The sequence below is a fragment of the Rubrivivax albus genome, assembly GCF_004016515.1.
In the GTDB taxonomy this organism is placed as follows: Bacteria; Pseudomonadota; Gammaproteobacteria; order Burkholderiales; family Burkholderiaceae_C; genus Rubrivivax; species Rubrivivax albus.
In genome coordinates this window covers 1,163,014-1,180,468 of sequence record NZ_SACT01000001.1, presented here as the reverse complement: position 1 = coordinate 1,180,468, position 17,455 = coordinate 1,163,014, and the positions used below count along the sequence as shown (strand labels likewise).

17 protein-coding genes are annotated in these 17,455 nt (G+C 68.9%); 6 read left to right on the top strand and 11 right to left on the bottom strand.

Features of this window, described 5'->3' with window-relative positions; translation table 11 throughout:
- The first annotated feature begins 79 nt into the window (after positions 1-79).
- From ENE75_RS05530 to aroQ, 4 genes are all read left to right on the top strand, one after another.
- A complete protein-coding gene (locus ENE75_RS05530; protein WP_128196377.1) occupies positions 80-1,378 on the top strand; it encodes an O-acetylhomoserine aminocarboxypropyltransferase in 1,299 nt (432 codons plus the stop codon).
- Positions 1,375-2,175 (top strand): alpha/beta fold hydrolase, encoded by an 801-nt coding sequence (locus tag ENE75_RS05525; RefSeq protein ID WP_128196375.1) that lies wholly within the window; start codon positions 1,375-1,377, stop codon positions 2,173-2,175. Before ENE75_RS05530 ends, ENE75_RS05525 begins: the two co-directional genes overlap by 4 nt.
- Before the next feature lie 105 nt (positions 2,176-2,280).
- Positions 2,281-2,838: a hypothetical protein gene (locus ENE75_RS05520; protein ID WP_128196373.1), complete on the top strand. Its 558-nt coding sequence runs from the start codon at positions 2,281-2,283 to the stop codon at positions 2,836-2,838.
- Positions 2,839-2,963: 125 nt separating this feature from the next.
- Positions 2,964-3,395, top strand: coding sequence for a type II 3-dehydroquinate dehydratase (gene aroQ, locus ENE75_RS05515; protein ID WP_128196371.1), 432 nt, complete (start codon positions 2,964-2,966; stop codon positions 3,393-3,395).
- Between the two features lie 37 nt (positions 3,396-3,432).
- Here aroQ and ENE75_RS05510 read toward each other — a convergent pair whose 3' ends face one another.
- On the bottom strand, positions 3,433-4,647 hold the full coding sequence (locus ENE75_RS05510) for a YihY family inner membrane protein (protein WP_128196369.1): 1,215 nt from the start codon (positions 4,645-4,647) through the stop codon (positions 3,433-3,435).
- A gap of 17 nt (positions 4,648-4,664) precedes the next feature.
- Between ENE75_RS05510 and ENE75_RS05505 the strand changes: the two genes are divergently transcribed.
- Together ENE75_RS05505 and ENE75_RS05500 are read left to right on the top strand one after the other, a co-directional pair.
- Positions 4,665-5,054 carry a DUF2069 domain-containing protein gene (locus ENE75_RS05505; protein WP_128196367.1) on the top strand — a complete coding sequence of 130 codons (390 nt, stop codon included), beginning with the start codon at positions 4,665-4,667 and terminating at the stop codon, positions 5,052-5,054.
- A complete protein-coding gene (locus ENE75_RS05500) occupies positions 5,051-6,460 on the top strand; it encodes an FAD-binding oxidoreductase (protein ID WP_128196364.1) in 1,410 nt (469 codons plus the stop codon). Before ENE75_RS05505 ends, ENE75_RS05500 begins: the two co-directional genes overlap by 4 nt.
- 46 nt (positions 6,461-6,506) lie before the next feature.
- Here the strand turns inward: ENE75_RS05500 and ENE75_RS05495 are convergent, their stop codons facing one another.
- From ENE75_RS05495 to nuoG, 10 genes are read right to left on the bottom strand one after another with little or no spacing between them, the layout of a single operon-like run.
- On the bottom strand, positions 6,507-6,965 hold the full coding sequence (locus ENE75_RS05495) for a DUF1178 family protein (protein ID WP_128196362.1): 459 nt from the start codon (positions 6,963-6,965) through the stop codon (positions 6,507-6,509).
- A 10-nt stretch (positions 6,966-6,975) separates the two neighbouring features.
- Positions 6,976-7,578 carry an NUDIX domain-containing protein gene (locus ENE75_RS05490; protein WP_128196360.1) on the bottom strand — a complete coding sequence of 201 codons (603 nt, stop codon included), beginning with the start codon at positions 7,576-7,578 and terminating at the stop codon, positions 6,976-6,978.
- A gap of 18 nt (positions 7,579-7,596) precedes the next feature.
- Positions 7,597-9,078: an NADH-quinone oxidoreductase subunit NuoN gene (nuoN, locus tag ENE75_RS05485; protein WP_128196358.1), complete on the bottom strand. Its 1,482-nt coding sequence runs from the start codon at positions 9,076-9,078 to the stop codon at positions 7,597-7,599.
- 13 nt (positions 9,079-9,091) lie between these two features.
- Positions 9,092-10,567: an NADH-quinone oxidoreductase subunit M gene (locus tag ENE75_RS05480; RefSeq protein ID WP_128196356.1), complete on the bottom strand. Its 1,476-nt coding sequence runs from the start codon at positions 10,565-10,567 to the stop codon at positions 9,092-9,094.
- A gap of 18 nt (positions 10,568-10,585) precedes the next feature.
- The gene (gene nuoL / locus ENE75_RS05475) at positions 10,586-12,589 is read right to left on the bottom strand and encodes an NADH-quinone oxidoreductase subunit L (protein ID WP_128196353.1); all 2,004 of its coding nucleotides are present in this window, start codon (positions 12,587-12,589) and stop codon (positions 10,586-10,588) included.
- 7 nt (positions 12,590-12,596) lie between these two features.
- Positions 12,597-12,908, bottom strand: a complete 312-nt coding sequence (gene nuoK / locus ENE75_RS05470) for an NADH-quinone oxidoreductase subunit NuoK (protein WP_128196351.1) — start codon at positions 12,906-12,908, stop codon at positions 12,597-12,599.
- Positions 12,905-13,543 (bottom strand): NADH-quinone oxidoreductase subunit J, encoded by a 639-nt coding sequence (locus ENE75_RS05465; RefSeq protein ID WP_128196349.1) that lies wholly within the window; start codon positions 13,541-13,543, stop codon positions 12,905-12,907. Before ENE75_RS05465 ends, nuoK begins: the two co-directional genes overlap by 4 nt.
- Before the next feature lie 20 nt (positions 13,544-13,563).
- Positions 13,564-14,052: an NADH-quinone oxidoreductase subunit NuoI gene (gene nuoI, locus ENE75_RS05460; RefSeq protein ID WP_128196347.1), complete on the bottom strand. Its 489-nt coding sequence runs from the start codon at positions 14,050-14,052 to the stop codon at positions 13,564-13,566.
- Positions 14,053-14,065: 13 nt separating this feature from the next.
- Positions 14,066-15,127 (bottom strand): NADH-quinone oxidoreductase subunit NuoH, encoded by a 1,062-nt coding sequence (nuoH, locus tag ENE75_RS05455; RefSeq protein WP_128196345.1) that lies wholly within the window; start codon positions 15,125-15,127, stop codon positions 14,066-14,068.
- 2 nt (positions 15,128-15,129) lie between these two features.
- A complete protein-coding gene (nuoG, locus tag ENE75_RS05450; RefSeq protein WP_128196343.1) occupies positions 15,130-17,448 on the bottom strand; it encodes an NADH-quinone oxidoreductase subunit NuoG in 2,319 nt (772 codons plus the stop codon).
- Positions 17,449-17,455: the final 7 nt, after the last annotated feature.

The window sequence follows — 17,455 nt, the reverse complement described above, 5'->3', positions numbered from 1 at the left end:
CGGAAGTCGAAGCCAATATAGCCCACAATGGCTGTCGGTCCACCCCCTCCGGCGCACCTGGGCGCTCCGGATTCACCCCATGCCCGGCCCTTCCGACCCCGGTTTCGACACCCTGGCGCTGCACGCCGGCGCCGCGCCCGACCCGGCCACCGGCGCCCGCGCGGTGCCGCTGCACCTGAGCACGAGCTTCGTCTTCGAATCCAGCGAGCAGGCCGCCGGCCTGTTCAACCTGGAGCGTTCGGGCCACGTCTACAGCCGCATCAGCAACCCCACCAACGCCGTCTTCGAGGAACGCATGTCGGCGCTCGAAGGTGCCGTGGGGGCCATTGCCACCGCCAGCGGCCAGGCGGCGTTGCACCTGGCGGTGACCACGCTGGCCGGCGCCGGCAGCCACGTGGTCAGTTCCAGCGCGCTGTACGGTGGCTCGCACAACCTGCTGCACTACACGCTGCGGCGCTTCGGCATCGAGACGACGTTCGTGAAGCCGGGTGACCTCGACGGCTGGCGTGCGGCCATCCGCCCGGAGACGAAGCTGCTGTTCGGCGAGACCCTGGGCAACCCCGGGCTGGACGTGCTGGACGTGCCGGCCGTGGCCCAGATCGCCCACGACGCCGGCGTGCCCCTGCTGGTGGATGCCACGTTCACGACACCCTGGCTGATGAAGCCGCTGGACCTGGGCGCCGACCTGGTCTTCCACTCGGCCACCAAGTTCCTGTGCGGCCACGGCACCGTGGTGGGCGGCGTGCTGCTCGACGGCGGCGGCTTCGATTGGGCCCGTGCCGCGCGATTCCCGGAACTGAACCAGCCTTACGAGGGCTTCCACGGCATGGTGTTCGCAGAGGAAAGCACGGTCGGCGCCTTCCTGCTGCGCGCGCGCCGCGAGGGGCTGCGCGACTTCGGCGCCTGCATGAGCCCGCACACCGCCTGGCTGCTGCTGCAGGGGCTGGAGACCCTGCCGCTGCGCATGGCGCGGCACGTGGAGAACACACGGCGCATCGTCGACTTCCTGGCCGCGCACCCGATGGTGGCTTCGGTGGGCTACCCGGAACTGCCGGGTCACCCCAGCCACGCAGTGGCGCGGCGCCTGCTGCCCCGGGGCTGCGGCGCGGTCTTCAGTTTCGACCTGAAGGGCTCGCGCCGCCAGGGCGTGGCCTTCATCGAATCGCTGAAGATCTTCTCCCACCTGGCCAACGTGGGTGACGCCCGCTCGCTGGTCATCCACCCGGCGTCGACGACGCACTTCCGCATGGACGACGCGGCGCTGGCCCAGGCCGGCATCGGGCCGGGCACGATCCGGCTGTCGATCGGCCTGGAGGATGCCGACGACCTGATCGAGGACCTCAAGCGCGCCTTGAAGGTGGCGGAGAAGGCGGCATGAAGCTCGACGTACAAGGCCGCAGCGCCTACGCCTACACCGGCGGTCGCCCGTTCGACGCCGCGCTGCCGGCCGTGGTCTTCGTGCACGGGGCGCTGCACGACCACAGCTGCTGGAACCTGCTGGCGCGCTGGGCGGCCCACCATGGCCACGCGGCGCTGGCGGTCGACCTGCCGGGGCACGGCTTCAGCGACGGGCCGCCGCTGCCCGATGTCGAAGCCCTGGCCAGCTGGCTGCTGGCGCTGCTGGACGTGGCCGGCGTCCAGCAGGCGGTGCTGGTGGGCCACAGCATGGGGTCGCTGATCGCGCTGGAGACCGCTGGCCAGGCCCCAGGACGCGTGAGCCGGCTGGTGATGATGGGCACGGCCTACCCGATGCGCGTGTCCGAGGCGCTGCTGGCCACGGCGCAGGCCGAGCCGCTGAAGGCCATCGACATGGTGAACGCCTGGTCGCACGCCACGCATGCGGCCAAGCCGTCGTTCCCCGGGCCAGGCATGTGGCTCCACGGCAGCAATCGGGCGCTGATGCGGCGCATGCAGGCCGGCTGCACCGGCACGAACCTGTTCCACCACGAGTTCTCGGTCTGCGACCGCTACCGCGGCGGCGAGGCGGCTGCGGCCAAGGTCGACTGTCCGGTGCACTTCGTGCTGGGCCGTTCGGACCAGATGACCATGCCCAAGGCTGCGCGCACGCTGGCGGAGGCACTGAAAGCGCAGATTCACGAGGTGGATGGCGGCCACAACATGATGGCCGAGCAACCCGGGCTGGTGCTGATGGCCCTGCAACAGGCCATCCGCTGAATCGGGCGTTCGCACCGCCGGTTCGACGTTTCGTCGCCGCCGTGCGGACGGCCGCCGGCGACGCTGAGACACTGCATGCACACCTAGACCACAGGAGGTTTCGCCATGTTGACCCGCCGTGCCCTTTCTCTGCGACTGCTGGCGGCCGGCCTGGGCGCCAGCGCCGTGATGGCCTTGCTGCCGTCCGCCGCATTGGCCGCCGAGACGGCCACCTGGGAGTTCTTCGAGCCGCGCTACGACCAGCTGAGCCCGAACCGCAAGCGCCCGGTGACATTCGCCATCGAGTTCGACGGCGTGCGCGTGGCTCCCGGGCGGTCCTGGAATCGCCTCAGCGACGATGATCGTGCTGCCGTCATCCGCGCCCAGGTCAAGCACCTGAAGCCCGGCATGGAGCCACCGTACCCCAAGGTCGGCACCGCGCCGCTGATCGAGCGGCTGCGCCGCGTGCGTGGGCCGGTCGGCCAGGCGCTGCGGCTGAACCTCGAGATCGACACATTCGGCCGCGTCAACAGCATCGCCAGCGAGACGCCGGTGTCGCAGCAGTTCCTGGGCGACATGCTCCAACTGCTGCTGAACTCGTCGTTCAAGACCGCCAGCTGCGGTGGCGAGAGTTGCACCGGTGTGATCACGATGGACCTGGTGTACCTGGGCGATCCGGACTGACACGGCGGGCGCCCACGTGGGACCGGCGGGGGCCGGGAACCGGCTGCATCGGACGACGCGCCGGTACGCCGGTCCGCCTTGGCACAATGGCAGCGCGAACACCCCAGCGCCCCGGCGCCCGAACGATGAAGATCCTGCTGCTCAACGGCCCCAACCTGAACCTGCTGGGCACGCGCGAACCGCAGACCTACGGCGCGACCACGCTGCCCGAGGTGGAGGCCATCTGCGCCGCCCTGGCGACCGAGCATGGCGCCACGCTGCAGGCGTTCCAGAGCAACCACGAAGGCGCGCTGATCGACCGCGTCCACGCCGCACGTTCCGAAGGCGTGGACGCCATCGTCATCAACCCGGGCGGGCTGACGCACACAAGCGTGGCGCTGCGCGATGCGCTGGCCGGCGTGGCGATCCCGTTCATCGAGGTGCACATCAGCAACGTGCATGCGCGCGAGGCGTTCCGCCATCACTCGTACCTGTCGGGCATCGCCAAAGGCGTGCTCGCCGGCTTCGGGGTGGACGGCTACCGCATGGCACTGAGCCACCTGCTGCGGCCGCGCTGAGCGGGCCGCGCCGGGCAGCCGCGCGGAGGGTGGCGCGTCAGCGCAGCAGCGCGGCCAGCGACATGCGGTCCATGCCAGTCTCGCGCCGGAAACCTTCGACGGCGGCCGACGGGGCCAGCAGCAGGGTGTCCAGCAAAGGCGCCGCGGCCGTCCGTTCGAGGTCGGTCAACAGCACGTAGCGCGCGGCGCCCTCTTCGTCGAGCCGCCCGATCCAGTCCATGGCCACGAGCTGGTCGAGCACCGGCTCCAGCTGCAGCGGATCCAGTCGCATCGCCGCCGCCATGTCGCCCAGGCTGGCGCCCTGGCGGTCGCGGATCAGCCGAAGCGCGCGCAGCGACAACGCGAAACGCAGGCCGGGCGTGTCGGCCTGGCGCACCACCCGCATGCTCAGGCTCGGGGCATAGGCCGCGATCACGGCGCCCAGCAGCACGATGACCCAGGCCAGGTAGACCCACAGCATCAGGATCGGCAGCGTGGCAAAGGTGCCGTAGACCGCCGACAGGCTGGGCACCGACTTCAGGTACCAGGCCAGGCCGGCCTTGGCCAGCTCGATCGCCACGGCGACGAACAGGCCGCCGGCGATGGCGTGGCGCCAGCGCACCCAGGTGTTGGGCACGTGATGGAACAGCGCCGCCATGGCGGCGGCCAGCAGGCCGAACTCCAGCAAGTCGAGCACCAGTGACAGGCCACCGGGCAGGGCCTCGACCATGCCGCGCGACGCGGTGAAGGCGTAGGACGCCAGCGTCAGGCTGATGCCGACCACCAGCGGCCCCAGCGTGAGCGCACCCCAGTAGACCAGCAGGCGCTGGCCCAGGGGCCGCGGCCGCCGCACGCGCCAGATGGCGTTGAGCGTGCGGTCGATGGTCAGCATCATGGCCAGTGCCGTGGCGCCGAACAGCACCAGGCCGACGCCGCCGATGCCGCGAGCCTTGGTGGCGAACTGCGTGAGCGCGCGCAGCACCGGCTTGGCAATGGCCTCGGGCACCAGGGCCTGCAGCAGCACCTTCTCCAGCGCGCCTTGAAAGCTGGCGAACATCGGAAAGGCGCTGAACAGCGCCAGCGCCACGGTGAACAAGGGCACCAGGGCAATCAACGTGGTGAAGGTCAGGCTGCCGGCAGTGAGGCCCAGGCGGTCTTCGCCGAAGCGCTGGCGCAGCGTGCGCAGGGTGTCGAACCAGGGCCACTCGCGCAGCGAATGCAGCGACTCCTGCAGCTGTTCCCGCCAGGGCGCGGTGACCAGGGTCTTGGACATGCTGGCTATGATGCCGCATGACCCAGGATGCATCGTCGGCGCGCGCCGCCGACCCGACCACGCAGCGCATGCAAGCCCTGGCGCTGGCCATGACCGGCGGCCTGATCGTGCTGGGCGTGGCATGGGAGCTGTGGCTGGCGCCCACCGGCAGCGGCACGCTGGCGCTCAAGGTGCTGCCGCTGGTGCTGTGCCTGGCCGGCCTGCTGCGTCACCGCCTGTACACCTACCGCTGGCTCAGCCTGCTGGTGTGGTTCTACTTCACCGAAGGCGTGGTGCGCGCCACCACCGAGTCGGGCATGTCGCAGGTGCTGGCGATCGCCGAGATCGCGCTGACCCTGGGGCTGTTCGCCGCCTGCACGATGTACATCCGCTGGCGCCTGCGCCAGGGACGACTGCTCAACGCATGAACCCAGACGCCCTGCTCCAGGCCCTGCGCGACGCCGTCGGCGCCGCCAACGTGCTGACCGACGGCGACCTCGGCGCCTACGAACTCGACTGGCGCCGCCGCTGGCGCGGCAAGGCGCTGGCAGTGGTGCGTCCGGGCAGCACCGGGGAGGTGGCTGCGGTGGTGCGCGCCTGCGCCGCACACGGCACGCCGCTGGTGCCCCAGGGTGGCAACACCGGCATGGTGGGTGGCGGCGTGCCCGACGCCAGCGGCCGCCAGGTGGTGCTGAGCCTGCAGCGCATGAACCGCCTGCGGCGGCTGGACGCCGACAACCTGACCCTCACGGTGGAAGCCGGCGCGGTGCTGCAGGCCGTGCAGCAGATGGCGCGCGAGGCCGGCCTGTGGTTCCCGCTCAGTCTGGCGGCCGAGGGCAGCTGCACCATTGGCGGCAACCTGGCCACCAACGCCGGCGGCACGCAGGTGCTGAGGTTCGGCAACGCGCGCGAGCTCTGTCTTGGGCTGGAGGTCGTGACCGCCGACGGCGATGTCTGGGGCGGTCTGTCGGGCCTGCGCAAGGACAACACCGGCTATGACCTGCGCCACCTGATGATCGGCAGCGAGGGCACGCTGGGCGTCATCACCGCGGCCACTTTGAAGCTGTTCCCGCAGCCGGCGGCCACGCTGACGGCCCTGGCCGCCTGTGGATCACTGGCCGACTGCCTGGCCCTGCTTCGCCTGGCGCGCAGCCGGCTCGATGCCGGGCTGACCGGCTTCGAGGTGATGGAACGCTACGCGCTGTCCCTGGTGGAGAAGCACTTCCCCGCCCTCCCCCGGCCATTGCCCGGCGCGCCGTGGACCGTGCTGCTGGAGCTGGCCGACGCCGAGGGCGAGGCACCGGCACGCGCGCGGCTCGAGGCCATGCTGGGCGCGGCGCTGGAACAGGGCCTCGTCACGGATGCCGTGGTGGCCGAGAGCATCGCGCAGGCGCGCGGGCTGTGGCACCTGCGGGAGTCGATCCCGCTGGCGCAGGCCGAGGAAGGCCTGAACATCAAGCACGACATCTCGCTGCCGGTGTCGGCGATCCCCGCGTTCTGCGCGTCCACGGACGCTGCACTGCGCGCGGCCATCCCCGGCGTGCAGCTGGTCAACTTCGGCCACCTGGGCGATGGCAATCTGCACTACAACGTGCAGGCGCCGGCCGGGGCCGATGGCGCTGCCTTCCTGCGCGAACGGGAGGACGAGGTCAACCGCATCGTCTACGACGCCGTGGCGGCCCATGGCGGCAGCTTTTCGGCCGAACACGGCGTGGGCCAGTTGAAGGTGCACGAGATGGCCGAGCGCAAGCCTCCGGTGGCGCTGGCGATGATGAAGCGGATCAAGCAGGCGTTGGACCCGCAGGGGCTGTTCAACCCCGGACGCGTGTTGTAGCGGCCGGCCTTGCCGCGTGGCGGCCGCACCGCGCCGCGGCCGCCCGCTACTGCAGCGGGTCCTTCAGGGCCGCGGGCAGCGGCAGCGCAAAGGTCTCGATGCCCTCGTCGCGCAGCGCTTCACGCTCCTCGGAGGAGACCTGCCCGCGGATGCCGCGGTTCTCCGATTCGCCGTAGTGGATGCGGCGCGCCTCTTCGGCGAAACGCTCGCCCACGTCCTCGGTGCGGGCCAGCACCGCACGTGCCGCGGCCAGCCAGGCCGCCTGCAGATCCCCGGCAGCAGGGGCAACGGCCGTCTGCGTCGTCGGTTCCGCGGCATCGTCGCGAGGCGCCCGCGCACCGGAGAGGTTCAGCCGCGGCGCACTGGGCATGCGCGTGACCACGCGGTCGCCGCACATCGGGCACTCGATGAGCCCGCGCCCGTTCTGGTCGACGAAATCGTCGTCCGACCCGAACCAGCCTTCGAAGCCATGACCGTGGGCGCAGCGCAGATCCAGCACCTTCATGCCGTGCATCCTAGCCCGGTTGCTGCCAGCTGAGCGGCCAGCCGCCGGAAACCCAACGCTGGAACCACAACAATCCCACCAGTGTCTTGGCGTCGGTGAGTTCGCCACGGCCGGCCAGCGCATCCAGCTCGGCCGGGCTCATGGCCACGGTCTCGATGAACTCGCCGTCGTCCAGGTGCTGAGGGCCGGCGACGAGGCCACGCGCGAACCAGACGTCGATGCCCTCGTCGGAATACGCCGGGGCATTGTGCATCCAGCCGGCATGGGCCCACTCGGTGGCCCGGTAGCCGGTTTCCTCCAGCAGTTCGCGGCGGCCGCAGTCCAGCGGCGCTTCGCCGGCGTCGAGCTTGCCGGCCGGGAACTCCAGCAGCACGCGCTGCAGCGGGTGGCGCCACTGGCGCTCCATCAGCAGGCGGCCGTCGTCCAGCAGCGGCACCACCATCACCGCACCGGGGTGGCGGATGTACTCGCGTGTGGCCTGCGCGCCGTCGGGCAGGGCCACGGTATCGCGCTGCACGCGCAGAAAGCGGCCGGTCAGCAGCGTCTCGCTGCCGACCGTGCGTTCGATCAGGTGGGCGTCGGGCGCGGCACCGGGTGTCGGGGCGTCGGCCATCGGCGGGCGCGCCGCCGATCAGCCGGCCAGGGCCTTGACGATGGCGTCGCGGCAGGCGGCCAGCAGGCCGCCGGACAGCGGCCCCAGCAGCAGCACGGCCGCACCGTTGAGGGCCAGCAGCGCCGTCACGCCGCTGCCACGCTGCACGGGCTCCTGATCCACCGGCGCGTCGAAGTACATGACCTTGACGACGCGCAGGTAGTAGAAGGCGCCGATCAGCGACATCAGCACCGCCACCACGGCGAGCACGATGTAGCCGGTAACCGCGGTGGACACCAGGGCCTGCAGCACCGCCAGCTTGGCGAAGAAGCCCACCATCGGCGGGATGCCGGCCAGCGAAAACATGAACACGGCCATCACCCCGGCCAGCCAGGGCGCGCGCTGGTTGAGACCCGCGAGATCGCTGATCTCCTCGGCCTCGAAGCCCTGGCGCGACATGAACAGGATCAGGCCGAAGGTGCCCAGCGTGGTCAGCACGTAGGTGACGATGTAGAACATCGACGAGCTGTAGGCGTTGCCGGCCGACACGGTGTTGCCGCTGACGACGCCGGCCGACAGGCCGAGCACCACGAAGCCCATCTGCGAGATGGTGGAGTACGCCAGCATGCGCTTGAGGTTGCTCTGCGCGATGGCCGCGATGTTGCCGACCAGCAGCGACGCGACGGCCAGCACGACGAGCATCTGTTGCCAGTCCACCGCCAGGCCCAGCATGCCTTCCACCAGCAGGCGGATGGTGATGGCGAACGCCGCCAGCTTGGGCGCGGCGCCGATCAGCAGCGTGACCGCGGTGGGTGCACCCTGGTAGACGTCGGGCACCCACATGTGGAACGGCGCCGCGCCGAGCTTGAAGGCCAGCCCGGCGACGACGAACACCACGCCGAAGACGAGCACGTCGCGGTTGATGGCGCCGGTGGCAATCTTCTCGAAGACATCGGGGATCACCAGCGAACCGGTGGCGCCGTACATCATGCTCAGACCGTAGAGCAGGAAGCCGCTGGCCAGCGCGCCCAGCACGAAGTACTTCATCGCCGCTTCGGTGGCCACCAGGTGATCACGCCGCAGCGCCACCAGGGCGTACAGCGACAGGCTCATCAACTCCAGGCCCAGGTAGATGACCAGGAAGTGGTTGGCCGAGGTCATCACCGACACGCCCAGCAGGCTGAACAGCGTGAGCGAGAAGAACTCGCCCTTGAGCATGTCGCGCGCCGCCAGCGTAGGCCAGGCGTAGGCCAGCGTCAGCATCGTGGCCAGGCCGGCGCACAGCGCCAGCAGGTGGCCCATGGGGTCGGACACCACCATGCCGCTGAGGCCGTAGAGGTTGTGGCCATCGAGGAAGAACTGCAGGTGCAGCACCACGAAGATGGCCAGGCCGAGTTGCGTGAGCCAGAAGGTCGGCTTGCGCTCGGGGTCGGTGACGAAGAGATCGAGCAGCGCGACGCCGCAGGCCAGGCCCAGCAGCCAGATCTCGGGGGTGACGATGAACCAGTTCATGTGTTCCATGGCGGCCTCTGCGTCAGTTCAGCTTCGAGACCGCGACGTGCTGCAGCAGCTGGGTCACGGAGACCTGCATCACGTCGGTGAAGGGTTTGGGGTACAGGCCCATGGCCAGCACGGCCGCGGCCAGGACGGCCAGCATGGCGAACTCGCGGGCGTTGATGTCGGTCAGCTGGCGCACGTCGTCGTTGGCCACGTCACCGAAGTACACGCGCTTGACCATCCACAGCGTGTACGCGGCGCCGAAGATCAGCGTGGTGGCCGCCAGCAGCGCGACGACGAAGTTCACCTTCACCGCGCCCAGGATCACCATCCACTCGCCGACGAAGCCGGCCGTGCCCGGCAGGCCGGCGTTGGCCATCGCGAACAGCACCGCGAAGGCGGCGAACTTGGGCATGGTGTTGACCACGCCGCCGTAGGACGAGATCTGCCGCGAGTGCACACGGTCGTAGAGCACGCCGATGCACAGGAACATCGCGCCGGAGACGAAGCCGTGGCTGACCATCTGCACGATGCCGCCGGCCATCGTCAGTTCGTCGAAGAGGAAGAAGCCCAGCGTGACGAAGCCCATGTGGGCGATGGAGCTGTAGGCCACCAGCTTCTTCATGTCCTGCTGCACCAGCGCCACGAGGCCGATGTAGAGCACCGCGATCAGGCTCAGCGCCACGATCAACCAGGCCCATTCGCGGCTGGCGTCGGGCGCGATCGGCAGCGAGAAGCGCAGGAAGCCGTAGGCGCCGAGCTTGAGCATGATGGCCGCCAGCACCACCGAGCCGCCGGTGGGCGCTTCCACGTGGGCATCGGGCAGCCAGGTGTGCACCGGCCACATCGGCACCTTGACCGAGAAGGCGGCGAAGAAGGCGAAGAACAGCAGCACCTGCGGCGTCATCGCCAGCGGCAACTGGTGCCAGGTCAGGATGTCGAAGCTGCCGCCGCTCTTGAAGTACAGGTACACCAGCGCCACCAGCATCAGCAGCGAGCCCAGCAGCGTGTAGAGGAAGAACTTGAAGGCCGCGTAGACGCGGTTCGGGCCGCCCCAGATGCCGATGATGATGTACATCGGGATCAGCGTGGCCTCGAAGAAGACGTAGAACAGCAGGCCGTCGAGCGCGCTGAACACGCCGATCATCAGGCCCGAGAGGATCAGGAAGGCGCCCATGTACTGGGCCACGCGCTCGGTGATCACCTGCATCGCCGAGATCACGACTATGACGGTGATGAAGGCCGTCAGCGGCACGAACCACATCGACAGGCCGTCCACGCCCAGGTGGTAGTGCACGTTGAAGCGCTCGATCCAGGCGAACTTCTCGACGAACTGCATCTGCGCCGTCGAGACGTCGAAGCCGGTGATCAGCGGGATCGTGACCGCCAGCGACACCAGCGCGCCGACCAGCGCCACGGCACGCGCGATGGCGGGCTCGCGGTCGTTGCCCACCGCCAGGACCAGCACGCCGAAGACGATCGGCAGCCAGATCGATGCACTCAGGAGACCCATGTTTGTTCTCTGTGTTCGTCAGCCGGCCAGCAGGGGCCACAGGCGCCAGGTCAGGAAGCCGAAGATGCCGACCACCATCACCAGTGCGTACCAGTACAGCTGCCCCGTCTGCAGGCGACGGACCACTCCGGCCAGCGCACCGACGCCCTTGGCCGAACCGTTGATCAGCGCGCCGTCGATCAGCGCCTGGTCGCCGCCCTTCCACAGGCCGGTGCCCAGCGCACGCGCCAGCGCGGCCAGCACCTTCTCGTTGAAGGCGTCGAAGTAGTACTTGTTCTCCAGCACCGTGCGCACCGGCGCCAGCGAGCGGTCGATGGCCGCCGGGATGTGCGGCGCCTTCAGGTAGAACACCCAGGCCGTGACCACGCCGGCCACCGCCAGCCAGAACGGCAGTGTGACGAAGCCGTGCAGCGCCATGCCGACGGGGTGCGCGGCATGCTCGACCACCGCTGCCATCGCCGGGTGCGCGCTGCTGACGTAGATCGCGTCCTTGAAGAAGTCGCCCGCCAGCATCGGCGCCATCGTCAGGCCGCCGATCAGCACCGACGGGATGGCCAGCGCCACCAGCGGCCCCCAGACCACCATCGGCGTCTCGTGCGGCACGTGCACGTGGACGTGGCCATGCTCATCGGCGTGGTCGTGCTCGCCAGGGAAGGGCTTGTGGCGGAAACGCTCCTCGCCATGGAAGACGAGGAAGTACATGCGGAAGCTGTAGAACGCGGTGACGAAGACCCCGGCCACGACCGCGAAGTACGCGAAGCCCGCGCCCGGCAGCGTGCTGGCGCCCACCGCGAGGATGATGCTGTCCTTGGAGAAGAAGCCGCTGAAGAACGGCGTGCCGATCAGCGCCAGGCTGCCCAGCAGCGAGGTGATCCACGTGATCGGCATGTACTTGCGCAGGCCACCCATGTTGCGGATGTCCTGGTCGTGGTGCATGCCGATGATCACCGAGCCGGCGCCCAGGAACAGCAGCGCCTTGAAGAAGGCGTGCGTCATCAGGTGGAACACGGCCACCGGATAGGCCGACACGCCCAGCGCCACCGTCATGTAGCCCAGTTGGCTCAGCGTGGAGTAGGCCACCACGCGCTTGATGTCGTTCTGGATGATGCCCAGGAAGCCCATGAACAGCGCGGTGATGGCGCCGATCACCAGCACGAAGCTCAGCGCGGTCTCCGACAGCTCGAACAGCGGCGACATGCGGCTGACCATGAAGATGCCCGCCGTCACCATCGTGGCCGCGTGGATCAGCGCGGAGATCGGCGTGGGGCCTTCCATCGAGTCGGGCAGCCAGACGTGCAGCGGCACCTGCGCGCTCTTGCCCATCGCGCCGATGAACAGGCAGATGCAGGCCACCGTCAGCAGGTTCCAGTCGGTGCCGGGCAGCACCTGCTGCGACATCGTGTGCGCCTGGGCGAAGGTCTCGCCGTAGTTGAGACTGCCGCCGTAGGCCAGCAGCAGGCCGATGCCGAGGATGAAGCCGAAATCGCCGACCCGGTTGACCAGGAAGGCCTTCATGTTGGCGAACACCGCCGTCGGCTTCTTGTACCAGAAGCCGATCAGCAGGTAGGACACCAGGCCCACCGCCTCCCAGCCGAAGAACAGCTGCAAGAAGTTGTTGCTCATGACCAGCATGAGCATCGAGAAGGTGAACAGGCTGATGTAGGAGAAGAAGCGCTGGTAGCCGTCGTCCTCCTCCATGTAGCCGATGGTGTAGATGTGCACCATCAGCGACACGAAGGTCACCACCACCATCATCATCGCCGTCAGGCCGTCGACCAGGAAGCCGACCTCCATCTTCAGACCGCCGATGACCATCCACTCGTAGACGGTGGCGTTGAAGCGTGCGCCGTCCAGCGCCACGGCTTCCAGCGTCATCACCGACGCCGCGAAGGACACGGCCACGCCCAGGATGGTGACCCAGTGCGACGCCTTGCGGCCGATGAAGCCGCCGAACAGGCCGGCCACGATGGCGCCGAACAGCGGTGCCAGCGCGGCGGTGAGGAGCAGGGATTCGGAGATCATGTTGCGCTCACCCCTTCAGTGCGTCGAGTTCGCCGACGTCGATGGACGAGCGGTTGCGGAACAGCACGACGAGGATGGCCAGGCCGATCGCCGATTCGGCGGCGGCCACGGTGAGGATGAAGAACACGAACACCTGGCCCGCCATGTCGCCCAGGTAGTGCGAGAAGGCCACGAAGTTCAGATTGACGGCCAGCAGCATCAGCTCGATGGCCATCAGCAGCACGATCAGGTTGCGCCGGTTCAGGAAGATGCCGACCACCGACAGCGCAAACAGGATGCCGCCGAGCGACAGGTAGTGCCCCAGGGTGAGCCCGCTCATGGCTGGCCTCCTTCTTCCTTGGCCGGCGCGGCAGGGGCCTCGACCTCCGGCGCCAGCTTGACGATCTTCAGCCGGTCGGCCTTCTTCACGCGCACCTGCTGGCCCGGGTCCATGTGGCGCGCGTCCTTGCGGCCGCGCAGCGTCAGTGCGATGGCGGCGACGATGGCCACCAGCAGCAGCACGGCGGCGATCTGCAGCGGGTACAGGAACTCGGTGTACAGCGTGATGCCCAGCAGCTTGGTGTTCGGGATCTGCGCCAGTTCCGGCGGCAGCGGCATCGGCTCGACGCGGTCGAAACCGTGCGTGAGCACGAGCGCGATCTCTGCGGCGATCAGCGCGCCAATCACGCCGGCCAGCGGAAAGTGCTTCCAGAAGCCCTCGCGGAACGCGTCGCTGTTGTAGTCGAGCATCATCACGACGAACAGGAACAGCACCATCACCGCGCCGACGTAGACGAGCACCAGCGTGATGGCCAGGAACTCGGCCGTCAGCAGCATCCAGACACAGGACGCGCTGAAGAAGGCCAGCACCAGGTAGAGCGCGGCGTGCACCGTGCTGCGCGCGGTGATGACCAGGAACGCGGCGAACAGCAGGACCGCCGAGAAGACGTAGAAGAGCGCGGTGGTGGAATCCATCGTGTGTGTCTCGCCGGGCCTCAGCGGTACTTGGCGTCGGCCGCGCGGGCGGCGGCGATCTCTTTTTCGTAGCGGTCGCCCACGGCCAGCAGCATGTCCTTGGTGAAGTACAGGTCGCCGCGCTTCTCGCCGTGGTATTCGAAGATGTGCGTCTCGACGATGGAGTCCACAGGGCAGCTCTCCTCGCAGAAGCCGCAGAAGATGCACTTGGTCAGGTCGATGTCGTAGCGCGTGGTACGGCGCGTGCCGTCGTCACGCACGTCGGACTCGATGCTGATGGCCATCGCCGGACACACCGCCTCGCAGAGCTTGCAGGCGATGCAGCGCTCCTCGCCGTTGTCGTAGCGGCGCAGCGCGTGCAGGCCGCGGAACCGCGGGCTCAGTGGCGTCTTCTCCTCCGGGAACTGCACCGTGATGTGCGGCGACAGGAAGTGCCGGCCGGTCAGCGCCAGGCCCTTGAACAGTTCCAGCAGGAAGAAGCTGGAGATGAATTCCTTGAAGGCGGTCATGACGTCGGCCCTCTCAGTTCCAGATGTTCCAGGGCGACTGGATCCAGAGCCCCACGAACACGAGCCACACCAGCGTCACCGGGATGAAGATCTTCCAGCCCAGGCGCATGATCTGGTCGTAGCGGTAGCGCGGGAACGAGGCGCGCACCCACAGGAACATGGTGACGACGACGAAGACCTTGATCGCCAGCCAAATCCAGCCCGGGATGAACGACAGGAACTCCACCGGCGGCAGCCAGCCGCCTAGGAAGAGCAGCACGCACAGCGTGGAGACCAGGATCATGTTCGCGTACTCGGCCAGGAAGAACATCGCGAACGACATCCCGGAGTACTCGATCATGTGGCCGGCCACGATCTCCGATTCGCCTTCCACCACGTCGAACGGGTGGCGGTTGGTCTCGGCCAAGCCGGCGATGAAGTAGACGACGAAGATCGGCAGCAGCGGCAGCCAGTTCCAGGAGAAGATGCCCCAGCCGGCGTCGGCCATCGTGCCCTGCCCCTGCTTCAGCACGATCTCGGCCATGTTCATCGTGCCCGAGACCATGAGCACCACCACGAGTGCGAAGCCCATGGCGATCTCGTAGCTGACCATCTGCGCCGACGCGCGCAGCGCGCCGAGGAAGGCGTACTTCGAGTTGCTGGCCCAGCCGGCGATGATGACGCCGTAGACCTCCAGCGACGTGATCGCCATCAGGAACAGCAGGCCGGCGTTGACGTTGGCCACCACGGCCTCGGGGCCGAACGGCACCACCGCCCAGGCGGCCAGCGCCGGCATGATGGTCATGATGGGGCCGAGGAAGAACAGGCCCTTGTTGGCCGCGGTGGGGCGGATGATCTCCTTGAAGATCAGCTTCACCGCATCGGCAATCGGCGTCAGCAGGCCGAACGGGCCCACCCGGTTCGGACCCGGGCGGATCTGTGTCCAGCCGATGCCCTTGCGTTCCCACAGCGTCAGGTAGGCCACGCAGCCCATGAGCGGCGCCACGAGCACGATGATCTTGATGAGGCTCCACACCACGAGCCACAGCGTGGGGCCCATCAGGCTGGTGCCGAACTGGTTGATCTGGTCGATCATGGTCAGGCCTTTTCGACGGCAACCAGGCCGAACATGGGGCCGAGGCCCACGGTGTCGGGGTGGCCCGCGGCGACGCGCACCACGTCAACCGCCAGCGTCGGGTCGACATCGGCCGGCAGCACCTGGGCTACGGTGCCCTGCTGCACCAGCACCCGGCCGCCCGGCTGCAGGCCCAGCTTGTCCCACAGCGCCTGCGGCAGCACGGCACGCGGCGCGCGGGCGTCGGCCGTGTGCTGGAGCGCCGGGGCGCGGCGCACGAGCGAATCGGTGGCGTAGATGGGCACGTCGGCCACGCGCTGCAGCGCGGTCACGGCCGGCACGGGCACCGGCACACCAGCGGCGTTGTTCAGCCGGCCGGCGATGGCCGACAGGTCGCCCAGCGCTTCGGCGCGCACCTCGTCGGCGCTCTCCTGCTCGAAACCCGGGAGGCCCAGCAGGTTGCCCAGCACGCGCAGCACCTTCCAGCCCGGACGGGTCTCGCCCAGCGGCTTGACCACACCGTGGAAGCCCTGCACACGGCCCTCGGCGTTGACGAAGGTGCCTGCCGTTTCCGTGAACGGCGCGATCGGCAGCATCACGTCGGCCACGTCGGCCGCCGCATCGGCGAACGGCGTCAGCGCGACGACGAGGCCGGCCTGCTTCATCGCCGCCACGGTGGCGGCGGCATCGGCCGTGTCCAGCGCCGGCTCGGTGTTCAGCAGCAGTACGGCCTTCATCGGCTGCGTCAGCATCTGCTGCGCGCTCAGGCCGCCATCGCCCGGCAGGGCCTGCACCAGCTGCGCGCCGACGCTGTTGGCCGCCGCACCCAGGTAGCCGACCGTGGCACCGACCTGCTGGCCGATCCAGGCCGCCAGCGCCAGCAGCGCCGAGGCGTTCGGGTGGTCCATGGCGGCGTTGCCCAGCAGCAGTGCCTTGCGCTCGCCCATCATCAGCGACGCGGCGATGGCCTTGGCATCCTCGCTCGGCACGGCCGGCACGGGCGCCGGCACGCCGTTGATCGCGGCGATCTCGGCGGCCACCCCGGCCAGCGCATCGACCCAGGCCAGCGGCGCGGCCACCAGGCGGCGGCCCATCGGCATCGCCCAGTCGTCGGCCAGCGCGTGCAAGCTGTGCACGGCGGCGCCATGGCGTGCAGCCTGGCGGATGCGCTGCGCGAACAGCGGGTGGTCCTTGCGCAGGAAGCTGCCAATGACGAACACGCGGTCCAGCGTCGACAGTTCGGCGACCGGCCGGCCCAGCCAGAACGCCTGGCCCGCTGGCGCGCGGTGGCCGGCCTCGGCCTGGCGCACGCGGTGGTCGATGTTCTCGCTGCCCAGGCCACGCACCAGCTTGGCCAGCAGGTGCAGTTCCTCGACCGTCGAATGCGCCGAGCCGATGGCGCCGATCTGGCCGACGCCGAACTCGGCCTTGACCTTCTTCAGGCCGTCGACCACGTAGTTCAGTGCCGTGGTCCAGTCCACGGTCTGCCATTGCCCGCCCTGCTTGATGCGGGGCGCGGTCAGACGCTGCTCGCTGTTGACGGCCTCGTAGCTGAAACGGTCGCGGTCGGCGATCCAGCACTCGTTGACGGCCTCGTTCTCCAACGGCAGCACGCGCATCACGCGGTTGCCCTTGACCTGAACCACCAGGTTGGCGCCGGTGCTGTCGTGCGGGCTGACGCTCTTGCGGCGGCTGAGCTCCCAGGTGCGGGCGCTGTAGCGGAACGGCTTGCTCGTGAGCGCGCCGACCGGGCAGAGGTCGATCATGTTGCCCGACAGCTCGGAATCGACCGTGCCGCCGGTGACGGTGGTGATCTCAGAGTGCTCGCCGCGGTGGATCATGCCGAGCTCCATCGCGCCGGCCACTTCCTGGCCGAAGCGCACGCAGCGCGTGCAGTGGATGCAGCGGCTCATCTCCTCCATCGAGATCAGCGGACCGACGTCCTTGTGGAAGACGACGCGCTTCTCCTCGGCGTAGCGGCTGGCGCTGCCGCCGTAGCCCACGGCCAGGTCCTGCAGCTGGCACTCGCCGCCCTGGTCGCAGATGGGGCAGTCCAGCGGGTGGTTGATGAGCAGGAACTCCATGACCGACTGCTGGGCCTTCACGGCCTTCTCGCTCTTGGTGCGCACCACCATGCCCTGCGTCACCGGCGTCGCGCAGGCGGGCATGGGTTTGGGCGCCTTTTCCACCTCCACCAGGCACATGCGGCAGTTGGCCGCGATGCTGAGCTTCTTGTGATAGCAGAAGTGCGGGATGTAGGTGCCGGCCGCGTCGGCGGCATGCATCACCATGCTGCCTTCGGCGACCTGGACCTTCTTGCCGTCGAGTTCGATCTCAACCATGGCGGCG

Excerpts from the sequence above, each read along its gene's own strand:
- ENE75_RS05530 (WP_128196377.1), top strand. The coding sequence starts at position 80 with ATGCCCGGCCCTTCCGACCCCGGTTTCGACACCCTGGCGCTGCACGCC.
- ENE75_RS05490 (WP_128196360.1), bottom strand. The coding sequence starts at position 7,578 with ATGGCCGACGCCCCGACACCCGGTGCCGCGCCCGACGCCCACCTGATC.
- nuoH (WP_128196345.1), bottom strand. The coding sequence starts at position 15,127 with ATGATCGACCAGATCAACCAGTTCGGCACCAGCCTGATGGGCCCCACG.
- nuoL (WP_128196353.1), bottom strand. The coding sequence starts at position 12,589 with ATGATCTCCGAATCCCTGCTCCTCACCGCCGCGCTGGCACCGCTGTTC.
- ENE75_RS05495 (WP_128196362.1), bottom strand. The coding sequence starts at position 6,965 with ATGAAGGTGCTGGATCTGCGCTGCGCCCACGGTCATGGCTTCGAAGGC.
- nuoK (WP_128196351.1), bottom strand. The coding sequence starts at position 12,908 with ATGAGCGGGCTCACCCTGGGGCACTACCTGTCGCTCGGCGGCATCCTG.
- nuoN (WP_128196358.1), bottom strand. The coding sequence starts at position 9,078 with ATGGAACACATGAACTGGTTCATCGTCACCCCCGAGATCTGGCTGCTG.
- ENE75_RS05510 (WP_128196369.1), bottom strand. The coding sequence starts at position 4,647 with ATGTCCAAGACCCTGGTCACCGCGCCCTGGCGGGAACAGCTGCAGGAG.
- aroQ (WP_128196371.1), top strand. The coding sequence starts at position 2,964 with ATGAAGATCCTGCTGCTCAACGGCCCCAACCTGAACCTGCTGGGCACG.
- ENE75_RS05505 (WP_128196367.1), top strand. The coding sequence starts at position 4,665 with ATGACCCAGGATGCATCGTCGGCGCGCGCCGCCGACCCGACCACGCAG.
- ENE75_RS05500 (WP_128196364.1), top strand. The coding sequence starts at position 5,051 with ATGAACCCAGACGCCCTGCTCCAGGCCCTGCGCGACGCCGTCGGCGCC.
- ENE75_RS05520 (WP_128196373.1), top strand. The coding sequence starts at position 2,281 with ATGTTGACCCGCCGTGCCCTTTCTCTGCGACTGCTGGCGGCCGGCCTG.
- nuoG (WP_128196343.1), bottom strand. The coding sequence starts at position 17,448 with ATGGTTGAGATCGAACTCGACGGCAAGAAGGTCCAGGTCGCCGAAGGC.
- ENE75_RS05525 (WP_128196375.1), top strand. The coding sequence starts at position 1,375 with ATGAAGCTCGACGTACAAGGCCGCAGCGCCTACGCCTACACCGGCGGT.
- ENE75_RS05480 (WP_128196356.1), bottom strand. The coding sequence starts at position 10,567 with ATGGGTCTCCTGAGTGCATCGATCTGGCTGCCGATCGTCTTCGGCGTG.
- ENE75_RS05465 (WP_128196349.1), bottom strand. The coding sequence starts at position 13,543 with ATGGATTCCACCACCGCGCTCTTCTACGTCTTCTCGGCGGTCCTGCTG.
- nuoI (WP_128196347.1), bottom strand. The coding sequence starts at position 14,052 with ATGACCGCCTTCAAGGAATTCATCTCCAGCTTCTTCCTGCTGGAACTG.